We start from the raw sequence: 24,077 nt of genomic DNA on the forward strand, positions 1-24,077 counted from the left end.
GGCGTCCGCGGCGGTCATCATCGTGCGAACGCGCCGTTGTGACCGCTTCGTGACGGCGCATGGAACGGGCCGTGGGCAGGATGGCGATTGTTCCGCCCGCGGCCGGCGCCTACGTTGTACGCATGAGTCCACCCGACCCCCTGAGCGTTGCCGCGCGCGGCACGCGGCGCAGCGATTTCGGCATCGTCGCCTCGCTGCTGCCCTACCTGAAGCCGCACGTCGCGCGCATCGCGATCGCGATCGGCTGCCTGCTGGTCGCCAAGCTGCTGGGTTTGACGGTGCCGATGCTGCTCAAGCGCATCGTCGATTCGCTCGACATCCAGGCCTCGCTGCGCGCGCTGCCGGTGCTGCTGCTCGCCGCCTACGGCGCCGCGCGCGTCGGCTCGAACCTGTTCACCGAGCTGCGGCAGGTCGTGTTCGCGCGCGTGATGGCGCGAACCGCGCGCGAGGTCACTCTGGAGGTGTTCCGCCACCTGCACGCGCTCAGCCTGCGCTTCCACCTGCAGCGCCGCACCGGCGGCGTGTCGCGCGACGTCGAACGCGGCGGAACCGCAATCACCGACCTGCTCGACTGGACGATCTACACGATCATCCCGACCGCCATCGAGGTCACGCTGGTCACCGGCTTTCTCGTCTACGCCTATGGCTGGCAGTTCGGCCTCATCACCTTGCTGACGCTGGCCGGCTACATCGGCTGGACATTCGCGGTGACCGAGTGGCGCACGCGCTACTACCGCGCGAAGGTCGAGGCGGACACGAAGGCGAACGCGCGCGCGATCGACTCGCTGCTCAACTACGAGACGGTGAAGTACTTCAACAACGAGGAACACGAGGCCGGCCGCTACGACGAGAACCTCAAGCACGTCGAGGAAGCGACGGTGATGAGCCTCAAGTCGCTGGCCGTGCTCAACGTCGGCCAGACCGCGATCGTCTCGCTCGGCGTCACCGCGCTGATGTGGCGCGCCGCGGCCGGCGTCGTCGCGGGGCACTACACGCTGGGCGACCTCGTGCTGGTCAACGCCTACCTGCTGCAGCTGGCGGCGCCGCTGAACTACCTCGGCATGATGTACCGCGAAATCAAGCAGGCGCTCACCAACATGGAGCGCCTGTTCGGCCTGCTCGACGAGAAGCTCGATGTGCAGGACCGCCCCGGCGCGGAACCGCTGCACACGCGTCAGGCGCACGTGCGCTTCGAGGACGTGCGCTTCGCCTACGACCCGCGCCGCGAGATCCTCAAGGGCGTGAGTTTCGAGATCCGCCCCGGGCAGACGGTCGCGGTGGTCGGCCACTCGGGCTCGGGCAAGTCGACGCTGGCGCGGCTGCTCTACCGTTTCTACGATCCCGACGCCGGCCGCATCACCATCGACGGCCGCGACCTGCGCGACCTCACCCAGGGGTCCGTGCGCGCGGCGATCGCGACGGTGCCGCAGGACACGGTGCTGTTCAACGACACCATCCGCTACAACATCCTCTACGGCCGCCCCGGCGCGAGCCGCGAGGAAGTCGAAGCCGCGGCGAAGGCCGCGCACATCCACGATTTCATCCTCGCGATGCCCGATGGCTACGAGACGGAAGTCGGCGAACGCGGCCTGAAGCTCTCCGGCGGCGAGAAGCAGCGGGTCGCGATCGCACGGGCGCTGCTGAAGAACCCGGCGATCATGATCTTCGATGAAGCGACGTCAGCGCTGGACTCGCGCTCGGAGAAGGCGATCCAGGCCGAGCTGGAGCGCATCGCGGAGGGCCGCACCACGCTGGTGATCGCGCACCGGCTGTCGACGGTGATGAACGCCGACCGCATCCTCGTGATGGACGCCGGCCGCATCGTCGAGCAGGGCACGCACGAGGAACTGATCGCCTCGTTGGGCCATTACGCGCAGCTCTGGCAGCTGCAGTTGCAGGCCGCGCAGGAGCAGGCCAACGCGCCGACGCCGCCGGCCGCCGCGCGCGCGCTGCTGGAAGCCCGGCTCGATCCGGCGCCCTGAGCGCCAGCGGCCGCGGGCACCTGAATTCCCGCTTCCCCGGGGCTGCCGACATGCGGTCGCGGCGCGCGGCCGGGCTACAATCCGCATGGACGTAACCGGTGGGAGAAGCGGGCCCCGGCCCGCTGCCGAAGGCGCAATCGCCCGGAATCGCTCAGGCCCCCACACCGCCGGTTGCACACACTCTGGAGAGACCGGACGGCCGCGAGGCCCGCGCCGGCGCCGAAGGGGCAAGAAGCGCATCCTCCCCCGCGCTTCCAAACTCTCAGGCAGAAGGACAGAGGGGCGAGCAGGGCTTTCGAGCGGCGCCAGCCGCGAGCCTGCGAGCGCCCGTCGGCCGCGAGGCCGGCGGGCCGGGTGTTCGATTCGCGACGGAAGTCGCCGAAGCGATCACTTCCCCTTCCATGTCGCCGCCCAGAGTCCGCCATGACCCAGCCCGCTTCCCTTCGCGCCCTCGAGCACCACGACGGCTTCATCGAGCGCCACATCGGCCCCAACGATGCCGAGGTCGCCCACATGCTCGCGGCGGTCGGCTACGACTCGCTCGACGCGCTGACCGACGCGATCGTCCCCGGCTCCATCAAGTCCGGCAATCCGCTCGCGCTGCCCGAGCCGGTGACCGAGGTCGAGGCGCTCGCCCAGATCCGCGCCATCGCGTCGAAGAACAAGGTTTTCCGCAGCTTCATCGGCCAGGGCTACTACGGCACGCACACGCCGAACGTCATCCTGCGCAACATCCTCGAGAACCCCGCGTGGTACACGGCCTACACGCCGTACCAGGCCGAGATCTCGCAGGGCCGCATGGAAGCTCTGATCAACTTCCAGACGATGTGCGCCGAACTCACCGGCATGGAGATCGCCAACGCCTCGCTGCTCGACGAGGGCACCGCGGCGGCCGAGGCGATGACGCTGGCCAAGCGCTCGGCCAAATCGAAGTCGAACCTGTTCTTCGTCTCAAGCGGCGTGCATCCGCAGACGCTCGCGGTGCTGCGCACGCGCGCCGAGCCGCTGGGCATCGAGCTGCTGGTCGGCGACGACGCGCAGGCCGCCGATGCCGACGCGTTCGGCATCCTGCTGCAGTACCCGACCACGTTCGGTGAGATCCGCGACTACCGCGCGCTCGCCGACGCGGTGCATGCGCGCGGCGGCCTAGTCGCCGTCGCCACCGACCTGCTCGCGCTGACGCTGATCGCCGCGCCGGGCGAATGGGGCGCCGACATCGTCGTCGGCAACAGCCAGCGCTTCGGCGTGCCCTTCGGCTTCGGCGGCCCGCATGCCGCATTCATGGCCTGCCGCGACGCGTTCAAGCGCTCGATGCCGGGCCGCCTTATCGGCGTGTCGATCGATGCCGAGGGCAAGCCCGCCTACCGCCTGACGCTGCAGACCCGGGAGCAGCACATCCGCCGCGAGAAGGCGACGTCCAACATCTGCACCGCGCAGGTGCTGCTGGCGGTGATGGCCTCGATGTACGCCGTCTACCACGGTCCCGACGGGCTGCGCCGCATCGCGCGCCGCGTGCATCGCCTCACCGCGATTCTCGCCGCCTCGCTGCGCAAGGCGGGCGTGGCAGTCGGCGACGACTTCTTCGACACGCTGCACGTCACCGGCGTGGATGCGAACACGATCCACGACCGTGCCATCGAGGCCGGCATCAACCTGCGCGCCATCGACGGCCGCAGCCTGGGCATCAGCCTCGACGAGACCGCCACCCGCGAGGACGTGGCCGCCCTCGCCCGCGTGTTCGGCGCCGAGATCGGCGACATCGACGCGCTGGACGGCGAGACGGCCGATGCGCTGCCGCAGTCGCTGCTGCGCACGTCGACGTTCCTCACGCATCCCGCGTTCAACACGCACCACAGCGAGCACGAGCTGCTGCGCTACATGCGCATGCTGGCCGACAAGGACCTCGCGCTCGACCGCACGATGATTCCGCTGGGCTCGTGCACGATGAAGCTCAACGCCACCGCCGAGATGATCCCGGTGACGTGGCCGGAGTTCGCCAACATCCATCCGCTGGCGCCGGCCGAGCAGGCCGCCGGTTACCGCGAGCTGATCGACAGCCTGGAAAAGATGCTCGTCGAATGCACCGGCTACGACGCCGTGTCGCTGCAGCCGAACTCCGGTGCGCAGGGCGAGTACGCCGGCCTGCTGGCGATCCGCGCCTATCACCGCTCGCGCGGCGAGGCGCATCGCGACATCTGCCTGATCCCCGAATCGGCGCACGGCACCAACCCGGCATCGGCGCAGATGTGCGGCATGCAGGTCGTCGTCACCAAGTGCGATGCGAACGGCAACGTCGACGTGAACGACATCCGCGCCAAGGCGGAAAAGTACTCCGACCGCCTCGCCGCGATCATGATGACCTACCCGTCCACGCATGGCGTGTTCGAGGAGGACGTGGTCGAGATCTGCGAGATCGTGCACAAGCACGGCGGCCAGGTGTACACCGACGGCGCGAACATGAATGCGCTGGTCGGCGTGGCCAAGCCCGGCAAGTGGGGCTCGGATGTCAGTCACCTCAACCTGCACAAGACGTTCTGCATCCCGCACGGCGGCGGCGGCCCGGGCGTCGGTCCCTGCGCGGTGCGCGAGCACCTCGCGCCGTTCCTGCCGGGCGCGCTGAGCAAGGACGGCGTGCGCACGCCGGGCGTGGGCAATGGCGACGTCGGGATGGTGTCCGCGGCGAGCTTCGGCTCGGCGTCGATCCTGCCGATCAGCTGGATGTACGTCACCATGATGGGCGCCGAGGGCCTGCGCCGCGCGACGCAGGTCGCGCTGCTCAATGCGAACTACATTGCCAAGCGCCTGGAGCCGCATTACCCGACGCTGTATTCGGGCCGCAACGACCTTGTCGCGCACGAGTGCATCCTCGACCTGCGCCCGCTGAAGGACGCCACCGGCATTTCCGCCGAGGACGTCGCCAAGCGCCTGATCGACTTCGGATTCCACGCGCCGACGCTGAGCTTCCCGGTCGCCGGCACGCTGATGGTCGAGCCGACCGAGAGCGAGTCGCTGCACGAGCTCGACCGCTTCGTCGACGCGATGATCCAGATCCGCGACGAGATCCGTGCGATCGAGGAAGGCAAGCTCGACCGCGAGGACAACCCGCTTCGCCATGCGCCGCATACCGCGACCGCGGTGTCGGCCAGCGAGTGGACGCATGCGTATCCGCGCGAACTCGCCGCGTTCCCGCTCGCCACGCTGCGCCAGCACAAGTACTGGCCGCCGGTGGCGCGCGTGGACAACGTCTACGGCGACAAGAACGTGTTCTGCTCCTGCGTGCCGATCGAGGCGTTCGAGGGCGAGCCCGAGGCCTTCAGCGAACCGAACGTGATGTAAGCCGCGACGCCACGAAAAAGCCCCGCTCCGGCGGGGCTTTTTGTTCGCCAGCGCTCAGCGGTCGCGATTGCCGCCTCCGCGGCCGGATTCACCGCCCTTGCGGGCAGGCTCGCGCTGCTCCTCACGGCCCGTCGCCTGCAGGCCGCTGCCCGGGCCGCCGCCCTGCCGCGCACCGGTGCTCCGCCCGTGTCCACTGCCGTGGCTGGCCTCGCCGCCCATGCGGCCGATGTCCGACATGTGCTGGCGATCCTGGCTCACCGCCTCACCGCCCTTGCGGCCCGCCTCGCGGGCCTCGCGCGAATCGAACTCGTGCGCGTGGCCGCTCTGGTGGGCGGCACGACCGCCCATCGACGAGATCTCGCGCTGCTTCTGCGGATCCATGTTGCCGAAGCCGCCGCCGTGGGCGCCGCCCTTGTTGCTGGCCATGGTCGTTCTCCGATCGTCGTGTCGCCGGCCGCGCCGCGTGATCGACGCAGGGCCTTCGCCCGCGATGCGCTGCATCGACGCCGCGCCGCGAACACGATCAGGCTAGGCGGCGGCGTGTTATCGATGCGGCAATCGCGCGTGGCGAAAACGTGCGCGAGGCCCGTTCATGTCGCCGCCCGCTAAACGGTTAAGCCGCGTGCGGTCAGGCGTTGAGCACGCGGTCGCGGCCGCTCTGCTTGGCCGAGTACATGCGCTGGTCGGCCGTGCGCAGGTCGTCCAGCACGTCCTGCCCCGGCACGTGCTGCGCGACGCCGGCGGAGAACGTCAGCGGGCGGCCGTCGACCATGATGCGCAGGATGCTCTGCCGCAGGTATTCCATGCGGATCGTCGCTTCCTCGATCTCGACGGCGGGCATCAGCAGCAGGAATTCCTCGCCGCCCCAGCGCGCCAGCACGTCGCGCGCCGGCAGCACGCTGCGCGCGCGGCGACTGAAGGCGACCAGCGCGGCGTCGCCTTCGGCATGGCCGAGGCGGTCGTTGATGCGCTTGAAGTGATCGAGGTCGACGATCGCGACGCAGAACGTGGTGTCCTCGCCGTCGGCGCGCTGCTGCTCCTGGCGCAGGCGCTCGGTCATCCAGCGGCGATTGGGCAGCCCTGTGAGTTCATCGGTGGTCGCGAGGCGCTGCACCTCGGCGAGCAGCTGGGTGAGTTCCTCGCGACGCGTGCGCAGCGCACGGCGCAGCGCCGACAGCCTCGCCGCGATCACCGCGAGCGCCGGTAGCACCACCAGCACCACGATGTAGTTCAGCTGGTCAATCGGCAGCGTGGCCGCGGCCGGGCTGTCGCGCCACGGCGGCGGGAACGCGGTGAGCCAGAACACCACCAGCCCGAGGCTGGCCAAGGCGAAAACGGTGAGGATGGCGATCTGCCGCCAGCGCAGCGCGAACGCGGCGAACAGGAAGATCACCAGCAGCGGCAACAGCGCGATGGTCCGCAGCGGCCCGCAGATCAGGTAACCCCAGTCCGCGGCGATCACGCCCATAACGATCTGCCACTCGGTAAGCGCGGGATCGGAGAAGCGTTCGCTCCAGCCGCTGCGTAGCGCGGCGTAGGACACGGCGGTCGACAGCACCACGAAGGTGGTCCAGCCGGCGAGGCGCGGCAAGTCCATCCAGCCGTCGGCCACGCCGATCGCCATCAACAGGAAGCAGCCCAGGTAGACGCCGCTGGCCGTCACCCACTGGACCAGGCGGATCGCGCGGCGCGGATCGCGACCGGCGAGCGCCTGCAGCACGCGCTCGAACCAGCGCGGCGCCGCCCAGCCCGGAAGCAACGGCGAGGCCGACGATGGATCCAGCGAATCGACTGCGTCCGAATCCACACGCGCTCCAGGTCAGGCGTCCGCAAGGATAACGGCCGGTTGTCGCAGGGCTTGAGGCTGCGCGACGGTCACGGCCAATCCGTAGTCTGCAGGACAAGGAGGTTCCATGCCCGTTCGCCCCAACCTGACCGAAGGGCCCATCGCCCGCACCCTGTTCGCATTCGCGCTGCCCATCCTCGGCGGCAACGTGCTGCAGTCGCTCAACGGCTCGATCAACGCCGTGTGGGTGGGCCGCTTCCTCGGCGAGCAGGCGCTCACCGCCACCGCCAATGCGAACAACGTGATGTTCCTGCTGCTGGGCGCGGTGTTCGGCGTCGGCATGGCGGCGAGCATTCTGGTCGCGCAGGCGATCGGCCGGGACGACCTGAAGCAGGCGCGCTGCGTGATCGGCACCAGCGCGACGTTCTTCATCGGGCTATCCGTGGTGATCGCCGCGATCGGCATGCCCGCGGCGCGCCACGTGCTGGTGTGGATGGACACGCCACCGGCGGCGCTGCCCTTCGCCGAGGCCTACCTGCGGATCATCTTTCTCGCCCTGCCCTTCCTTTATGCCTTCACCTTCGTCACCGCGATCCTGCGCGGCTCGGGCGACACCCGCACGCCGTTCCTGTTCCTGCTGCTCGCCGTCGCGTTCGACATCGGCCTCAACCCGGTGCTGCTGTTCGGCCTCGGGCCCTTCCCGCGCATGGGCATCGCGGGCGCGGCGACCGCCACGCTGGTCGCCAATGCTCTGAGTCTCGCCGCGATGCTGCTCTGGCTGCGCCATCGACGCCATCGGCTGTGGATCAGCCGCCACGACCGCGCGCTGTACGCGCCCAACCTCACGGTACTGAAGTCGCTGATTTCCAAGGGAGTGCCGATCGGCCTGCAGATGATGCTGATCTCGGTGGCGATGCTGGCCATGATCACCATGGTCAACCGCCACGGTGTGGCCACCACGGCCGCCTACGGTGCGGCTCTGCAGCTGTGGACCTACGTGCAGATGCCGGCGATGGCGATCGGCGCGGCCTGCTCGTCGATGGCGGCGCAGAACGTGGGCGCCGACCGCTGGGACCGCGTGCACCAGACCGCGAAGTCCGGCGTGCTGTTCAACTTCCTCATGACCGGCGCGCTGATCGTGCCGCTGATCGTGTTCGACCGGCACACGCTCTCGCTGTTCCTGCCCGACGGCAGCCCGGCGCTCGCCGAGGCCATCCACCTGAATCCGATCGTGGTGAGCTCGTTCCTGTTCTTCGGCGTCACGTTCGTGCTGTCGGGCGTGGTGCGTGCGACCGGCGCGGTCGTCCCGCCGCTGATCATCCTCGCGCTGGCGCTGTGGGGCGTGCGCGTGCCGTTCGCATCGTTGCTGCAGCCGACGATGGGTGCCGATGCGATCTGGTGGAGCTTTCCCGCCAGCGCGCTCGTGTCGATGCTGCTGTCGGTGCTGTACTACCGCTACGGCGGCTGGCGCCGCGCACGCATGCTGCCCGCGGCGGCCGAGGAAGTGGCCATTCCCGCCGAGGTACCCGCGCAGGTGCCTTCGCCTGTCGCCGACGTCGGCCCGACGAGCGAGCCCGAGACGCCCGCCTACGCCGCCGCCAGCGCCGTCCGCAAATAGGGCGCGGTGCGGCTGGCGTCGCTGGCCGCCACCGCCTCGGGCGTGCCTTCGACGACGATGCGGCCGCCCGCCTCGCCCGCGCCCGGGCCGACATCGATCACCCAGTCGCTCTGCGCGACCACGCGCATCTCGTGCTCGACCAGCACCACCGTGTTGCCAGCCTCGACGAGGCCGTGCAACTGCGCCATCAATCGGTCGACGTCGGCGGCATGCAGGCCCGTGGTGGGCTCGTCCAGCACGTACAGGCCGCGCCCGCGCTGGCTGCGCTGCAGCTCGGTCGCGAGCTTGATGCGCTGCGCTTCGCCGCCCGACAGTTCCGTCGCCGGCTGGCCGAGCCGCAGGTAGCCCAGGCCGATGTCGCGCAGCAGCTCGAGCGGGCGCAGCACCGCGGGTTCGGCGGCGAAGAACTCGCAGGCTTCCTCGACGTTGAGCGCCAGCACCTCGGCGACGTTCCTGCCGTTCCAGCGCACCTTCAGCGTGGCCTCGTCGTAGCGCGCGCCATGGCAGGTGGGGCATGGCGCGTAGACGCTCGGCATGAAGAGCAGTTCGACGCTGACGAAGCCCTCGCCCTCGCAGGTCGGGCAGCGGCCCTTCGCGACGTTGAACGAGAAACGGCCGGCGTCATAGCGACGACGCCTTGCGTCCGGCGTGGCCGCGAACAACTTGCGCACGTGGTCGAACAGGCCGGTGTAGGTGGCGAGGTTGGAGCGCGGCGTGCGACCGATCGGCTTCTGGTCGACGCGCACCAGGCGACGGATCGCATCGACATCGCCGCCCAGGTGACCGTGCGTGCGCTGCACGACGCTGGGCGCATCGCCGGGCTCGGGCTCGTCGTCCTCGGGCTCGTGGCCGAGGTGGCCGCAGACCAGCTCGACCAGTGCCTGGCTGATCAGGCTGGACTTGCCCGACCCGGAGATGCCCGTCACCGCGGTCAGCACGCCGAGCGGAATACGCGCGCGCAGGCCGTGCAGGTTGTTTCGATGGATGTCCCGCAGCTCCAGCCAGCCCGTGGGTTCGCGGCGCTCGCGCGGCTCGGGCGGCGCGCGGTTGAACAGGTAGCGCGCGGTCTCGGAATCGCGGACATCGGCGAGGCCGTCCGGCGGGCCGCTGTAGAGCACGCAGCCGCCGCGCTCGCCCGCGCCGGGGCCGACGTCCACCAGCCAATCGGCGCGACGCATCATCGCGAGGTCGTGCTCGACCACGAAGATCGAGTTGCCGCTCGCCTTCAGCTGTTCCAGCGCGTCGAACAGCGCCTCGCTGTCGGCCGGATGCAGGCCCGCCGAGGGCTCGTCGAGCACGTAGACCACGCCGAACAGGTTCGAACGTATCTGCGTGGCCAGCCGCAGGCGCTGCACCTCGCCGGGCGAGAGCGTCGGCGTGGCGCGATCCATCGACAGATAGCCGAGGCCGAGCGCACGCAGCGTGTCGATCCGCGCCACGAGATCGCCCGCGATGCGCTGCGCGGCGAGGCGCTTTTCCTCCGACAGCGGCGGCGTGCGGTGCACGTCGGGCGCGGCCGCATGCGTGGCCTCACCCGCCGCCTTGCGTCGCGCGCGGTCGCGCTTCGTGGCATCGGCGGCGCGGGCATCGCCGGTCCTTCTCCCGACCGTGTCGAACCGGCCCTGCGCAACGGGCCGCAGCACGTCGGCGAGACGATCGAACGAGAGCTGCGACAGCGTGCCGATGTCGAGCCCGGCGAACGTCACCGACAGCGCCTCGTGCTTGAGGCGGCGCCCATCGCAGACGGGGCACAGCGTGCCGGTGAGGAAGCGCGACACGCGCCGCTTCATCAGCGCGCTCTGCGTGGTGGCGAAGGTGTGCAGCACGTAGCGCCGCGCACCCATGTAGGTGCCCATGTAGGCGGGCTCGGCGTTCTTCTTCACCGCCGCGCGCGTTTCGGCCGGGGTGAAGCCGGGGTAGACCGGCACCGTCGGCGTCTCCTCGGTGAAGAGGATCCACTCGCGGTCCTTCTTCGGCAGCTCCCTCCACGGCCGGTCGACGTCGTAGCCCAGCGTCACCAGGATGTCGCGTAGGTTCTGCCCGTGCCAGGCCGGCGGCCACGACGCGATCGCCTTCTCGCGGATCGAGAGCGACGGGTCGGGCACCATCGATTCCTCGGTGACGTCGTACACGTGCCCGAGGCCGTGGCAGTGCGGGCACGCGCCCTGCGGCGTGTTCGGCGAAAAGTCCTCGGCGTAGAGCATGGCCTGCCCCGGTGGATACGTGCCGGCGCGCGAGTACATCATCCGCACCAGGCTCGACAGCGTGGTGACGCTGCCCACCGTCGAGCGCGCGCTCGCGGTGCCGCGCTGCTGCTGCAACGCCACCGCAGGCGGCAGGCCGGTGATCTCGTCGACGTCGGGCACGCCGACCTGGTCGATCAGCCGCCGCGCGTACGGCGCCACCGACTCGAAGTAGCGCCGCTGCGCTTCCGCGTACAGCGTGCCGAACGCGAGCGACGACTTGCCCGAGCCCGACACGCCGGAGAACACCACCAGCGCGTGGCGCGGAATGGCCACGTCGACGTCGCGCAGGTTGTGCTCGCGCGCGCCGCGCACGCGGACGTGGCCATCGTCCTGCGCGTGGGCGATCCCGGGTTTGCCTGCGTCTGCCTGCTGCATTCGGCCCTCGCGATGAGCGCGATATTGGACAACGGCCGCGACGGTAACGCAGTGAAGGGCCGGTCTGCTGTAATGCCGCCCTGCCCGGGACCGCCACGCATGCGCCTTTCCGCCCGCCTGATCGCCTTCGCCTGCCTGCTCGCCCTCGCGCTGCCGGTATTCGGCGCCGCGCGGCCGTTGACGGTGTTCGCCGCGGCCAGCCTCAAGGAAACGCTGGACGAGGCCGCGGCACTGTATGCACGCAGCGGCGGCGCCCCGGTGCGCGTGGCCTATGGTGCGAGTTCCGCGCTGGCGCGGCAGATCGAGGACGGCGCACCGGCGGACGTTTTCGTCTCCGCGGATGGCGACTGGATGGACGCGCTGCAGCGCCGGGGCCTGATCGACGCGCGCACGCGCCGCGACGTCGCCGGAAATTCGCTGGTGCTGGTGGCGCCGGCCGCGTCGCGCACGCAGGCGATCGCGTTGCGGCGCGGCGTGGACCTGCGTCCAGTCCTCGGCCGCGACGGCCGCATCGCGCTGGCGCTCACGGCCAGCGTCCCCGCGGGAAAATACGGCAAGTTCGCACTGCAGTCGCTGGATGCGTGGTCGACGCTGCGGCCGCGCGTCGTCGAAGCGGAAAACGTGCGTGCGGCACTGCAGCTCGTCGCACGCGGCGAGGCCGCGCTCGGCGTGGTCTACGCCAGCGACGCGCTCGCCGAGCCGCGCGTGCGCGTGGTCGCGCGCTTCGCGCCGGGCCTGCATCCTCGGATCGTGTATCCCGCCGCTCGCGTTCGCGCATCGCGACACCCGCGAGCGGCGGACTTCGTTGCGTGGCTCGCATCGCCCGCGGCGCAGGCGGTGTTCCGCCGCCACGGCTTCGCGCCCGCATCGTGACGGCGCTGACGCCCGAGGAAATCGCGGCCGTCGTGCTGAGCCTGCGCGTGGCGAGCGTGGCGACGCTCGCCAGCCTGCCCTTCGCCATCGCACTGGGCTGGCTGCTGGCCCGCCGCCGCTTTCCCGGGCGGCTGCTGCTCGACGCACTCGTGCACCTGCCGCTCGTGCTGCCCCCCGTGGTGACCGGTTACGCGCTGCTCGTGCTGTTCGGCCGGCAGGGAACCGTCGGTGCATGGCTGCAGGACACGCTCGGCGTCAGCCTTGCGTTCCGCTGGACCGGCGCCGCGCTCGCCTGCGCGGTGATGGGCTTTCCGCTGATGGTGCGCGCGATCCGGTTGTCGATCGAAGCGGTCGACGCGCGGCTGGAGAACGCCGCCGCCACGCTGGGCGCATCGCCCTGGCGCGTGTTCACCGGGATCACGCTGCCGCTCGCATGGCCCGGGATCGTCGCCGGCGCGGTGCTGGGCTTCGCGAAGGCCGTGGGCGAATTTGGCGCGACGATCACGTTCGTGTCCAGCATTCCCGGCGAAACGCAGACGCTGTCGTCGGCGATCTACGCGCTGCTGCAGGTGCCCGGCGGGGAGGCACGCGTCTGGCTGCTCTGCGGCGTGTCGGTGGCGATCTCGTTCGCGGCGATGCTCGCCGCCGAGGCGCTGGCGCAGCGCCAGCGACGCGAGCCCGCCGCGTGAGCGCGCTGCACTCCATCGACGTGCTGCTGAGGCGCGGCGGCTTCGAGCGCCACGTCCGGGTGTCGAGCGACGCGCGCGTGCTCGCGCTGGTCGGTGCCTCGGGTAGCGGCAAGACTTCGCTGCTGCATGCAATCGCGGGGCTGTTGCGGCCCGTGCGCGGACATATCGAGATCGCCGGCGAGCGGCTGTTCGACGCCGGGCGTCGCATCGACGTTCCCACGCATCGGCGGCGCATCGGCTACGTGTTCCAGGACGGCCGCCTGTTCCCGCATCTCGACGTCCGCGGCAACCTCCTCTATGCCGCGCGCGGCGACGCATCCGCGGCGCGCGCGCAGCTGGATCACATCGTCGAACTGCTCGCGCTCGGCCCGCTGATGTCGCGCCGCACCGTCGGCCTGTCCGGCGGCGAGATCCAGCGCATCGCCCTCGGCCGCGCGCTGCTTTCGGCGCCGCGCCTGCTGCTGCTCGACGAACCGCTTTCGATGCTGGACCCGGATCGTCGCGACGAGCTGCTGCCCTACCTGCAGCGCGTGCGCGACGAGCACGCACTGCCGATGATCTACGTCAGCCACGCCGCCGACGAGGTCGCGCGCATCGCGCAGGACGTCTACCGCCTGGGCTAGCGCCTGCGCGCGCCGCGCGACACGAGGAAGCCGAGCGCCGCGACCGCGACCACCACGAAAGCGATGCCGCCGAGCGGGTGCTCGTCGAACATCGCCCCGAGCATGTTGCAGCCCGTACAGAGGCCCAGGGGCGCGGTCGCGACGGCGATGCGCCATCCGCGCGATGCACGGCGTGGGGTCGACTCGACGGAATGCGGCATGCGGCGATCATGCGGTCGTCGCCGTTAGGAGGCGGTCACGCCGGGCCGCTTCCAACCTGCGATAGGCTGCAGGCCCGCTTGCCTTTCGACATCCGTCCGTGTCGACGATCTCACGCGCCGGTGCCGCACTCCTGTTGGGCTTCGCCCTGTTCGCACTGCTCGCGGTGGTGGGCTTCGCCACGGTCGCGTCGGTCGAACGCTCCAGCCGTGCCCGCGACAGCGCGCGTGCCGCGCTTCTCTCCAGCGAGCGCCTGCTCGCGGCGGTGGTGGATGTCGAAACGGGCCAGCGCGGCTTCGTCCTCACCGGCGATCCCGCCTATCTCGAGCCCTACCGCGGCGGACTCGCGCGGCATGACCGCGCGCTGCAGGCGCTGCATCGGGACATCGCCGGGCTGCCCGGCATGGCCGCGCACCTGGCCGGGCTGGACGAGCGCGTGCGCCAGCGCATCGGAATCGCGCGGCACATCGTCGCCACGCGCGAGACCGCCGGCGCGGGTGTCGCGCGCCGGCAGATGGAGGAGCTGCAGGGCAAACAGGTCACCGACGCGATCCGCCGCCAGGTCGCGGGCCTGCAACGCAGTCTGCTGGAGGCGATCGCGGGCTGGGAGGCCCGCACCGCGGAAGTCACCCTGCGCGCGCGCTGGACCGCTGGGGCGCTCGCGCTGCTCGGCACGGCGCTGATCCTCGCCGGCATCCTCGTGATGGAACAGGAACGCTCGCGCCGGCGCGATGCCGAGAGGGCGCTGCAGGAAGCCAATCTCGGTTTGGAGGCGCGGGTCGCGCAGCGCACCGCCGAGCTCGAACTCGCGCGCGAGCAGCTGCAGACGTTCGCGCGTCGGCTCGATCGCCAGGTCGAAGGGGAGCGCCGGCGCCTCGCGCGAGAGGTCCACGACCAGCTCGGCCAGGTGTTCACGGCCCTGAAGCTCACGCTGGCGAACCTGGCGACCCGGCATCCCGAAGCGGCCGCACCGGTCGGCGGCGCCATGGACCTCCTCGACGAGGGCGTGGTCACCGCACGCCGCATCGCCAGCGAGCTGCGGCCGCCGTTGCTGGACGACCTCGGCCTGGCAGCCGCGATCGAGCATCGTGCGCAGCGCTTCCACGAGGAATCGGGGTTGCGCTGCGAGGTCGACCTGCGCGACGCGGACCGGCTGACGCCCGAGCAGTCGTTGCAGTTGTTCCGCATCGTGCAGGAATCGCTCACGAACGTGGCGCGGCACGCGCGGGCGACGCGGGTCTCCATCGATGGCGGCATCGACGAGGGGGCCTATCGGCTCGTCGTCGCGGACGACGGCCGCGGCATGGGCGAACCACGCCCCTCCTCGCTGGGCATGCTGAGCATCCTGGAACGCACGCTGCTGTCGGGCGGCGTGCTGGCGGTGGACTCCGCGCCCGGCCATGGAACCCGGATCGACGTCCGCCTGCCGTTGAGGCCGCAAGGGGAAACATCGTGCGAATCCTGATGATCGAGGACCATCCGGTGATGCGCTTCGGCGTGCGCCAGCTTGTGCAACAGCACTGGCCGGACTGCGATTTCGTCGAAGCGCAAACCCTGCACGCCGGCCTCGAGCGCGTGCGGGAGGGCCCTTGGGATCTCGTCCTGCTCGACCTCTCGCTGCCCGATGCAAGTGGCATGGAGGGGCTGATGAAGCTGCGCCGCACGGCGTCCGTGCCCGTCCTCGTGCTGAGCATGCACAACGAGTCGGCCTATGCGACGCGTGCGCTGCAGGCAGGCGCCTCGGGCTACGTCACCAAGGAACACGCGACCACCGAGTTGCTGACCGCCATCGACCGCATCCTGCAGGGCGGCCGCTACGTTACCTCGACGCTGGCCGAGCGGCTGGCCGGCCTGCTCGCGGGCGAAGCGCCGCCCGGCCTGCCGCACGAAGCGCTGTCCGCTCAGGAATACCGCGTGCTGCTCCTCGTCGCCACCGGCAAGGCCACCGGGGAGATCGCATCGACGATGCACTTGTCGGTGAAGACGGTAGGCACCTACCGGGCGCGCATCATCGAGAAGACGGGCCTGGGGACCACGGCCGAGATGGCCCGCTACTGCCTTCAGCACGGACTGCTGCCCCAACCCTGACCCCGTGTAGGCGATCGCCCTACATCCATATCCGTCGATCGACTTCGTCGGATACGGCGTCCGCGCCCTCCGCCGGCGCCCGCGGGCCGCCGTTAACGACGTCATGCTCAGGCTCCCACGAATGTCGCGCTCCGCCGCAGCACGTGCTGCGACGGGCGTTCTTTCCACCACGTCCCGCCCGGGCCGACGCCTCGGCTGGGCGGTGCTGGCGCTGTGGCTGGCGGTCGCGGTCGGCGGCCTCGCGGTGTTCGCGCGGCCACCGGCTCAAGCGGCCGTCACCGAAACTACCGCGGCAGGCTGGGCGCGCTGGGCTCGCGCGCTGCCCGGCGCCCAGGCGCATCGCCCCCTGCTGGTGCGGCTCGCCCCGTGCGGCTGCGACGACGACCGCCACTGGGCGGCGCTGGCCGAGCGCTGGAACGCCCGTGGCGTGGTCCTCGCACTGCGCGCCGGCGCACCCCTGCCCGCCGGCCTGGCGGCCAACGGCCTGCTCGCGCTCGACGCACGCGGTCAGGTCATCTACTCCGGTCCGGTCGCGGCACCGGCCAGCTGCGGCCTCCATCACCCCGCCGAGCTCGCACTCATTTCCGGCATCCCCGTTCATTTCGACGAGCCCTGTCCATGTCCCCGCACGCCCTGACCGTTCCGCCTTCGACGGCGAGCCAGCCCGGCATCACCTACCTCGACGAACTACGCGCGAAGGCCGACCGGCTGTTCGCCATCGTCACGCTCGTGCTCGCCTCGGCCTCGCTTGGCCTCGCATGGACCGAGGGCGACTGGATGGTCTTCCTGACGGTGACGGCACCCACGCTGGCGGCCGTCGTCGCGCAGGTCGTCCTGCGACCGGGCTCGCTGTCGACCCGGCTTACCGTCGCGCTCGGCTTCATGGTGCTGACGGCCGCGATGATCCAGCAGGCCAACGGCCTTGTGGAAATGCACTTCGGCGTGTTCGTGCTGCTGGCGCTGTTGCTGTACTACCGCGACTGGCGTCCCGTCGTGGCCGCCGCGGCGGCCATCGCCGTCCACCACGTCGGTTTCTTCCTGCTGCAGTCCGGCGGTCTGCCGGTGCATGCGTTCGCGCCTGGCAGCGGGTTCGGCATCGTCGCAATCCATGCCGCCTACGTCGTCGCGGAGACGGCGGTGCTGTGTGTAATGTGCGCGCAGTTGCGCGCCGAAGTGGAACTCGTGGGCGCTTCCCCGCAGGCGGTGGCCGGCATGGCGCGCGCGCTCGCCAACGGCGATCTCTCCGAAGACGCCTCGCGCACCTACCCCGCCGGCTCCATCGCCGACTCGCTGGGCAATGCCGCCGCACAGGTCAAATCGTTGCTCGACGAGGTCTGCGAGTCGGCGGACCGCCAGGCCGCTGGCGACTTCGGACGCCCACTCGCCCGCGAGGGGCGCGAAGGGACCGTGCTGTCGCTGGTCGAGCGCATCAACGCGGCGAACATGCGCAGCGCGACGGCGATCGCCAACGTGCGGGACGGGCTGGAAGCGCTGTCCGCGGGTCGGCTCGACCATGACTTCGACTTCGCCGCGGAAGGCGACTTCGCCCGCCTGCGCGATCAGCTCGCCGATACCACCCGCGCGCTCGCGACCTTCATCGACGCGCAGACGGCCGCCGTGCGCGCGGGCGCAAGCGGCGACCTGTCCGTGCGCATCCCGCTCGACGGGCTCGACGGCTTCACACTCGACATCGCCACCGGGCTCAACAGCCTGCTCGATACCACCGACCGCAGCCTCGTCGAGATCGTCGCGTTCCTCGAGCGCATGGCGGCCCATGACCTGCGCCAGCGCATCGACCAAGGCGCCCAGGGCGTCTTCGGCGACCTCGCGCGCGCGGCGAATTCGACGGCCGACGCACTGGCGTCGATCGTCGAGCAGTTCCGTTCGACCAGTGGACGCGTGCGCAACGCCGCCGCGGAGATCGCGACCGGCAATCAGGACCTCTCGACCCGTACCGAACAGCAGGCCGCGGCGCTGGAGGAGACCGCGGCCTCGATGGAAGAGCTGACCGCGACGGTGCGGCAGAACGCCGAGAACGCGCAGCGCGCCAATCATCTCGCCACCGGCGCGGCGGACGTCGCGACCGCGGGCGGCGACGTCGTCGCACGCGTCGTCAGCACCATGGACATGATCGCCGAGACGTCGCGCCGCGTGGCGGAGATCGTCGGCGTCATCGACAGCATCGCGTTCCAGACCAACATCCTTGCCCTCAACGCGGCGGTGGAGGCGGCGCGCGCGGGCGAGGAGGGGCGTGGTTTCGCGGTGGTCGCCTCCGAAGTGCGCGCACTGGCCCAGCGTTCGGCGCGCGCGGCGCAAGAAATCAAGGCGCTCATCGCCGAGTCGGCCGAACGCGTGGGCGAAGGCACGGCGCTGGTGGCGCAGGCGGGCCGGACCATGCAGGACATCGTTGGAAGCGTCACCCGCGCCGCCGACATCGTCGCGGAGATCAGCGCCGCCTCGAAGGAGCAGAGCGCCGGCATCGAACAGGTTAACCAGGCGATCGTCCATATGGACGGTTCGACCCAGCAGAACGCGACGCTGGTCGAGCAGGCGACGGCGGCGGCTAAATCACTCGAAGACCAGGCGGTCGAACTCGCCGACGCCATCGCGCGCTTCCGCACGGGAACATCGGGCGCGCCGGCGCCACTGCGCGCGGTGGCCTGATCCCGGCGCAGAACGGACGAGGCCGCCCGGAGGCGGCCTCGAAACTTCGGCGCTACGCGGCGTTTACGCGAACGGGTCGTGGAGCACGATGTTCTCGTCGCGATCGGGACCGGTCGAGACGATCGCGATCGGGCAGCCCGCGAGTTCCTCGAGCGCACGCAGGTAGGCGCGTGCGGCGGCCGGCAGCTTGTCCCAGTCGGTGATCCCGGCGGTGGTCTCTTCCCAACCCGGGAATTCGAGGTAGACCGGCGTGCATTCCTCCCAGCCCGCCGCGTCCAGCGGCGCGTACTCGGTGCGCTTGCCGCGGTACTCGTAGGCGATGCAGATCTTGAGCTTCTCCATCCCGTCGAGGATGTCGAGCTTGGTGATGCACAGGCCGGTGATGCCGTTGATGGCCACGGCGCGCTTGAGCGCGACGATGTCCATCCAGCCGCAGCGGCGCGGACGGCCGGTGGTGGCGCCGTATTCCTGGCCGCGGTCGCGGATGCCCTGCCCGACCTCGTCGTCGAGCTCGGTCGGGAACGGGCCGCCACCGACGCGCGTGGCATAGGCCTTCGCGATGCCGAGCACGTAGTCGATCGCATCCGCGCCCACGCCGGTGCCGGCGATGGCGCCGCCCACCGTCGTGTTCGACGACGTGACGTACGGATAGGTGCCGTGGTCGATGTCGAGCAGCGAGCCCTGCGCGCCTTCGAACATCACGCGCTTGCCCTGCTTGCGCAGGTCATGAAGGATGCCTGCCACGTCGGCCTTCATCGGCTCGACGTACTCGCCGAACGCGAGAGCCTCGTCGAGCGTCTGCTGGAAGTCCACGCCCTCGACGCCCAGGTACTTCGTGAGCACGAAGTTGTGGTAGTCGAGCGCCGTGCGCAGCTTCTCGGCAAGTTCCTGCGGGTAATGCAGGTCGGCGACGCGGATGCCGCGGCGCGCGACCTTGTCCTCGTACGCCGGGCCGATGCCGCGGCCGGTGGTGCCGATCGCCTTGCCGCCCGCCGCCTTCTCGCGCGCCTGATCCAGCGCGATGTGGTACGGCATGATCAGCGGCGTGGCCGGCGAGATCTTCAGGCGCGAGCGCACCTCGACGCCGTTGGCCTCGAGCTCGGCGATCTCCTTTTGCAGCGCGCCGGGATGCAGCACCACGCCGTTGCCGATCAGGCAGAGCGCGTCGGGACGCAGGATGCCCGAGGGGATCAGGTGCAGAACGGTCTTCTTGCCGCCGATCACGAGCGTATGGCCCGCGTTATGGCCGCCCTGGAAGCGCACGACGCCGCCGATCTCCTTCGTCAGAAGGTCGACGATCTTGCCCTTGCCCTCGTCGCCCCACTGCGCGCCGAGCACCACCACTGACTGACCCATTACCACTCTCCAGACCGCTGCTTGCATGAGGGCGTCCGGCCGCGACGACGCGCGACACCGGCAACGCGCAGCAGCGTGCGCGATGGCGCGTGCACATCGCGCCTTTGCCGGCCGGCCCGCCATGGCGGGCCGCAGACACGGAAAAAGCCGGCGGGTGTCCCCGTCCGGCTTTTGTGCATTATCCGGGTTTCGTCCCGGTGGGGCCACCCCGTCCGTCGCTCAATGGCGAACCAGCCACAGCGAGGCCAGCCCCAACGCCACCACCACCGCGCCGAACACCCGCAACTGCCGCGTCGTCAGCACGTACAGCCGCTCGGCGGTGCGCTTCCAGCCCTCAGGCGTGAGGAACAGGAACAGGCCCTCCAGCACCGCGACCAGGCACAGCGCCGACAGCAACTCACGCGCCATCAACGATCGGACTTGAGGTACTGCAGGAACGGGTCGTTCTTGTCGACGACGATGACCGTCTGGCCATTGCCGAATGCGCGGCGGTAAGCCTCGAGGCTGCGCTGGAACGCGTAGAAGCCGGTGTCCTTCTGCGCCGCGTCGGCGTACAGGCGCGCGGCCTCGGCATCGCCCTCGCCGCGCAGGCGCTGCGCATCGCGCTCGGCCTCGGCCACGATCACGGCGCTATCGCGATCGGCATTCGCACGGATCAGCTGGGCCTGCTCGGCGCCCTCGGCGCGCAGGCGGCTGGCTACCTGCTGGCGCTGCGCACGCATGCGGCTGTAGACGTCGCTGATGACGCGGCTGTCGGTCGGCAGGTCGATCTGCTTGATGCGCAGGTCGACGATGCGGATGCCCAGCGTGGCCGCGCCCTGGTTGATGGCCTGCAGCTGCTTGGCGACGATGTCGCCACGATCGCCCGACACCACCTCCGACAGCGTGCGCGTATTGATCTCGTTGCGCAGCGAGTCCTTGATGATCGGCGCGAGGCGTTCGTTGCCGACCTTCTCGTCGCCGCCGGTGGCGCGGTAGAACGCGCGCAGGTTCTCGATGCGGCCCACCGCGAAGAAGTCGACGCTGACGTCCTTGCGCTCGGACGTGAGGTAACGCTCCGGCTCGGCCGGCAGCACGATCAGGCGGCGGTCGAAGGTCAGCTGGGTTTCCACCAGCGGCCACTTGAAGTGCAGGCCGGGGCCGAGATCGGTGCGCACGACGCGACCGAGGTTGAGCACGATCGCGCCGCCGCCTTCGGGCACCACGAACACGGAGCCCATCAGCGCGAACAGCGTCGCGACGGCGAGGGCGATCAGGGCGGGATATCTCATCGGGTCTCTCCACGGGGCGCACGCGGCGCGCGCGGGCCACGGCTATCGGCCTCGGCCGTCACCGGCTCGAGCAGCTCGGGCACGAGTGCAGGCGCGGACTGCGGCTGCGCGGGCGACAGCAGCGGCGGCGTGGTCGCGCCGCCCGGCTGCGCCATCGGCACGTAGATCAGCTGGCGCGAATCGCCGCCGACGATCGTGCGGTTGTTCCCAAGCACCTGCTGCACCGTCTCCAGCCACAGGCGCTTGCGGGTGACCTCGGGCGCGCCGCGGTACTGCTCCACCAGCAGCGAGAAGCGCGTGGCGTCACCGGTCGCGCGGGCGACGGCGGAGATCTTCTCGCCCTCGGCGGTCGCACGCACGCGCGACGCCTCGCCGCGGGCCTCCGGCACGACCTTGGCCGCGTAGGCGCGCGCCTCACTGATGAAGCGGTCCTTGTCCTGCTGGGCGCTGTTGACGTCGTCGAAGGCCGGCTTGACCTCTTCCGGCGGGCGCGCGTTCGGCAGGTTGAGTTCGGTCACGGCCAGCCCGGTGCGGTAGGCGCGCAGCGAGTCCTGCAGGCGCGTGCGCGCCGCCACCGCGAGCGCATTGCGCGCGCCGAGCACCGTGTCGAGGTCGGAGCGGCCGACCATCTCGCGCACGGTCGAGAGCGACGCCTCGCGCAGCACCGCGTCGGCATCGCGCGCGCCGAACAGGTAGAGCTGCGGGTCGCTGATGCGGTACTGCACATTCAGGTCGACGTGGACGATGTTCTCGTCGGCAGTCAGCACCGGCACGGTCTGGGTGAAGGTCTTGATCTGCGTCGCATTGACCTTCTGCACGCGCTCGATCGGCCACGGCAGCTTGAAGTGGGGGCCAGGCTGCAGCACCCGGGCGAACTGCCCGAAGCGCAGCACCACGCCGCGCTGCTGCTCGGAGATCAGGATGAAACTGGTGAACAGCAGCCACGCACCGAGCAGCAGTGGGATCCAGCGGACCGGCCCGCCGTTGCCGTCGAGCAGGTTGCGGAAGCGGTCGAGCAGGTCGAGGGGGGCGAGGCCACGGCCGCCGCCGCGGGGGCGTCGATCGCGGTCGCCGTTGTCACTGCCGGGCGTGTTCCAGGCCATGGGGGCTCCTGAGGATGCGCGGCGGCGCCGTCACCGGCGCGCGCGAGCGGGCCTTCATGGAGACGTCGGGTTCGCCGGCGCTGGGATGGTCGGATTCTAGGTGGGGGGTCCTGCCGCCTCAACCAAGGGGCGGCTCGACCGGCGGTTCGGGAATCAGCGGGGCCAGCAGATGGCCCCCGGCGCCGGCGGCGATGCGGCGGGCCTCGGCCTGCGGCAGGTCGACGTCCAGCCACCAGCCGTCCTCCTCCGCGCGCTCGGCCCGGATCGCGCCGATCTCGTACAGCCGCCCGCGCAGTCGCGCCGCCTCGGTGGGCAGGTGGATGCGGCCGGCGATGCGCTCCAGGCCGAGCATCTGCCCGAGCGCATCGTGCAGCAGCTCCAGCCCGGTGCCGTCGCGCGCCGACAGCCACACCCGCGGACGCTCCTCGACAAAGCGGTCGAAGCGCGGCGGGGTGTCCTCGAGCCGGTCGATCTTGTTGAAGACCAGCAACTGCGGGATCTCGCTGGCGCCGATCTCCTTCAGTACCGCGTCCACCTGCGCGATGCGCTCGGTGCGCAGCGGGTCGGCGGCGTCGACGACGTGCAGCAGCAGGTCGGCCTCGCGGGCCTCCGACAGCGTGGAGCGGAACGCGGCGACGAGCTCGTGCGGCAGGTCGCGTACGAAGCCGACCGTGTCGGCCAGCACGACGCCGCCGCCGGGCAGATCGATGCGGCGCACGGTCGGGTCAAGCGTGGCGAACAGCTTGTCGGCCGCGTAGGCCTCGGCGCCGGTGAGCGCGTTGAACAGGGTGGACTTGCCGGCATTCGTATAGCCGACCAGCGCAACGCGCGGCAGCTCGCCCTTGAGGCGCGCGCGGCGCATCTGCGCGCGCTGCACCTCGACCTTGTCGAGCCGCTTCGACAACTGCTCGAGCCGCTTCTGCAGCAGGCGACGGTCGGTTTCGAGCTGGGTTTCGCCGGGGCCGCGCAGGCCGATCGAGCCGCCGCGCTGGCGCTCGAGGTGGGTCCAGCCGCGCACCAGGCGCGTGGCCATGTGGCGCAGCTGCGCAAGCTCGACCTGCAGCTTGCCTTCGTGGCTGCGTGCACGCTGCGCGAAGATATCGAGGATCAGGCCGGTGCGGTCGATGACGCGGCGGCTGAGCGCGCGCTCGAGGTTGCGTTCCTGGCCCGGCGAGAGCGGATGGTTGACGATCACGAGGTCCGCGCCGCTCGCCTCGGCAGCGGCGCGGACTTCGTCCAGCTTGCCGCTGCCGATCAGCGTGGCGGCGTTCGGACGGTCGATGCGCGCGGTGACGACGGCGGCGATGCTCGCGCCCGCCGAACTGGCGAGCTCCTGGAACTCTTCCAGCACAGCCTCGTCGAGGGGGCCGGCGTGCGGCTGGATCAGCAGCGCGTTCTCGCCCTTCTTGGAGCGCTCAAACAAGCCTCACCTCCGCACGCCGATGTGTCATTCCTGCGCGTTCTCCGGCGAGGCGCCTTCGCCCTCGCCCGGCTGCACGTAGCCGCCGCCCGGCCCGACGCGAACGTTGCGCGCCGGCACGACGGTGGAGATCGCGTGCTTGTAGACCATCTGGCTGACCGTGTTCCGCAGCAGCACCACGAACTGGTCGAAGGACTCGATCGTGCCCTGCAGCTTGATGCCGTTGACCAGGTAGACCGAGACCGGCACGCGCTCGCGGCGCAGTGCATTCAGAAACGGATCCTGCAGTGATTGCCCCTTCGACATTGGGTAGTCCCCACCTTTCTATTGTTCTCGTTATGGGCGGTCGCGGACGACGCCGGACCGTGTCGCCGCGGTCGTCCCCACGGCGGCGACGGTCCGATGGTAGCGCAAAGTCGCTGATTTCCCGTGGCCGCGGCGTGCAGGCG

20 protein-coding genes and 1 riboswitch are annotated in these 24,077 nt (G+C 70.5%); of the genes, 10 read left to right on the forward strand and 10 right to left on the reverse strand.

What is annotated here, in order from left to right:
- The first annotated feature begins 122 nt into the window (after positions 1–122).
- Both IE066_RS07860 and gcvP read left to right on the forward strand, forming a co-directional pair.
- A complete protein-coding gene (locus tag IE066_RS07860; protein ID WP_229790704.1) occupies positions 123–1,982 on the forward strand; it encodes an ABCB family ABC transporter ATP-binding protein/permease in 1,860 nt (619 codons plus the stop codon).
- Positions 1,983–2,154: 172 nt separating this feature from the next.
- Positions 2,155–2,270: riboswitch (glycine riboswitch) on the forward strand.
- Positions 2,271–2,405: 135 nt separating this feature from the next.
- Positions 2,406–5,318 (forward strand): aminomethyl-transferring glycine dehydrogenase, encoded by a 2,913-nt coding sequence (gcvP, locus tag IE066_RS07865; protein ID WP_189448404.1) that lies wholly within the window; start codon positions 2,406–2,408, stop codon positions 5,316–5,318.
- Positions 5,319–5,372: 54 nt separating this feature from the next.
- On the opposite strand, the gene IE066_RS07870 is transcribed toward gcvP, so the two are convergent.
- Together IE066_RS07870 and IE066_RS07875 are read right to left on the reverse strand one after the other, a co-directional pair.
- Positions 5,373–5,744, reverse strand: a complete 372-nt coding sequence (locus IE066_RS07870; protein WP_229790705.1) for a KGG domain-containing protein — start codon at positions 5,742–5,744, stop codon at positions 5,373–5,375.
- 202 nt (positions 5,745–5,946) lie between these two features.
- On the reverse strand, positions 5,947–7,125 hold the full coding sequence (locus IE066_RS07875) for a GGDEF domain-containing protein (RefSeq protein ID WP_189448406.1): 1,179 nt from the start codon (positions 7,123–7,125) through the stop codon (positions 5,947–5,949).
- Positions 7,126–7,231: 106 nt separating this feature from the next.
- Here IE066_RS07875 and IE066_RS07880 point away from each other — a divergent pair, with 106 nt between their 5' ends.
- The gene (locus IE066_RS07880; RefSeq protein WP_189448408.1) at positions 7,232–8,722 is read left to right on the forward strand and encodes an MATE family efflux transporter; all 1,491 of its coding nucleotides are present in this window, start codon (positions 7,232–7,234) and stop codon (positions 8,720–8,722) included.
- Here the strand turns inward: IE066_RS07880 and IE066_RS07885 are convergent.
- On the reverse strand, positions 8,692–11,343 hold the full coding sequence (locus tag IE066_RS07885) for an excinuclease ABC subunit UvrA (protein ID WP_189448410.1): 2,652 nt from the start codon (positions 11,341–11,343) through the stop codon (positions 8,692–8,694). The genes IE066_RS07880 and IE066_RS07885 overlap by 31 nt on opposite strands.
- A 99-nt stretch (positions 11,344–11,442) precedes the next feature.
- Between IE066_RS07885 and modA the strand changes: the two genes are divergently transcribed.
- From modA to IE066_RS07900, 3 genes are read left to right on the forward strand one after another with little or no spacing between them, the layout of a single operon-like run.
- A complete protein-coding gene (gene modA, locus IE066_RS07890) occupies positions 11,443–12,216 on the forward strand; it encodes a molybdate ABC transporter substrate-binding protein (RefSeq protein ID WP_189448412.1) in 774 nt (257 codons plus the stop codon).
- A complete protein-coding gene (gene modB, locus IE066_RS07895; RefSeq protein ID WP_189448414.1) occupies positions 12,213–12,905 on the forward strand; it encodes a molybdate ABC transporter permease subunit in 693 nt (230 codons plus the stop codon). The genes modA and modB overlap by 4 nt, the downstream gene beginning before the upstream one ends.
- Positions 12,906–12,910: 5 nt before the next feature.
- Positions 12,911–13,528 (forward strand): ATP-binding cassette domain-containing protein, encoded by a 618-nt coding sequence (locus IE066_RS07900; protein WP_189448894.1) that lies wholly within the window; start codon positions 12,911–12,913, stop codon positions 13,526–13,528.
- Here the strand turns inward: IE066_RS07900 and IE066_RS07905 are convergent.
- A complete protein-coding gene (locus IE066_RS07905) occupies positions 13,525–13,728 on the reverse strand; it encodes a hypothetical protein (protein WP_189448417.1) in 204 nt (67 codons plus the stop codon). The two genes, IE066_RS07900 and IE066_RS07905, sit on opposite strands and share 4 nt — an antisense overlap.
- Positions 13,729–13,826: 98 nt before the next feature.
- Between IE066_RS07905 and IE066_RS07910 the strand changes: the two genes are divergently transcribed.
- The 4 genes from IE066_RS07910 to IE066_RS07925 all read left to right on the forward strand — a co-directional run bounded on the left by IE066_RS07910 (position 13,827) and on the right by IE066_RS07925 (position 18,478).
- The gene (locus IE066_RS07910; RefSeq protein ID WP_189448418.1) at positions 13,827–15,191 is read left to right on the forward strand and encodes a CHASE3 domain-containing protein; all 1,365 of its coding nucleotides are present in this window, start codon (positions 13,827–13,829) and stop codon (positions 15,189–15,191) included.
- Entirely contained in the window at positions 15,179–15,814 is a 636-nt protein-coding gene (locus tag IE066_RS07915; RefSeq protein WP_189448420.1) for a response regulator transcription factor, read from the forward strand. The genes IE066_RS07910 and IE066_RS07915 overlap by 13 nt, the downstream gene beginning before the upstream one ends.
- 121 nt (positions 15,815–15,935) lie before the next feature.
- Positions 15,936–16,451, forward strand: a complete 516-nt coding sequence (locus IE066_RS07920; protein WP_189448422.1) for a hypothetical protein — start codon at positions 15,936–15,938, stop codon at positions 16,449–16,451.
- The gene (locus IE066_RS07925; protein WP_229790706.1) at positions 16,433–18,478 is read left to right on the forward strand and encodes a methyl-accepting chemotaxis protein; all 2,046 of its coding nucleotides are present in this window, start codon (positions 16,433–16,435) and stop codon (positions 18,476–18,478) included. Before IE066_RS07920 ends, IE066_RS07925 begins: the two co-directional genes overlap by 19 nt.
- A gap of 63 nt (positions 18,479–18,541) precedes the next feature.
- On the opposite strand, the gene IE066_RS07930 is transcribed toward IE066_RS07925, so the two are convergent.
- From IE066_RS07930 to hfq, 6 genes are all read right to left on the reverse strand, one after another.
- Entirely contained in the window at positions 18,542–19,834 is a 1,293-nt protein-coding gene (locus tag IE066_RS07930) for an adenylosuccinate synthase (RefSeq protein WP_189448424.1), read from the reverse strand.
- 219 nt (positions 19,835–20,053) lie between these two features.
- A complete protein-coding gene (locus IE066_RS07935) occupies positions 20,054–20,242 on the reverse strand; it encodes a DUF2065 domain-containing protein (protein WP_189448426.1) in 189 nt (62 codons plus the stop codon).
- Entirely contained in the window at positions 20,242–21,105 is an 864-nt protein-coding gene (gene hflC / locus IE066_RS07940; RefSeq protein ID WP_189448428.1) for a protease modulator HflC, read from the reverse strand. The genes IE066_RS07935 and hflC overlap by 1 nt, the downstream gene beginning before the upstream one ends.
- Entirely contained in the window at positions 21,102–22,208 is a 1,107-nt protein-coding gene (hflK, locus tag IE066_RS07945; RefSeq protein ID WP_189448430.1) for an FtsH protease activity modulator HflK, read from the reverse strand. Before hflK ends, hflC begins: the two co-directional genes overlap by 4 nt.
- A gap of 118 nt (positions 22,209–22,326) precedes the next feature.
- Positions 22,327–23,631, reverse strand: a complete 1,305-nt coding sequence (gene hflX / locus IE066_RS07950) for a ribosome rescue GTPase HflX (RefSeq protein ID WP_189448432.1) — start codon at positions 23,629–23,631, stop codon at positions 22,327–22,329.
- A gap of 24 nt (positions 23,632–23,655) precedes the next feature.
- Positions 23,656–23,934: an RNA chaperone Hfq gene (hfq, locus tag IE066_RS07955; RefSeq protein ID WP_189448434.1), complete on the reverse strand. Its 279-nt coding sequence runs from the start codon at positions 23,932–23,934 to the stop codon at positions 23,656–23,658.
- Between the last annotated feature and the right edge of the window lie 143 nt (positions 23,935–24,077).

The organism is Cognatilysobacter xinjiangensis (assembly GCF_014651995.1).
GTDB lineage: Bacteria > Pseudomonadota > Gammaproteobacteria > Xanthomonadales > Xanthomonadaceae > Cognatilysobacter > Cognatilysobacter xinjiangensis.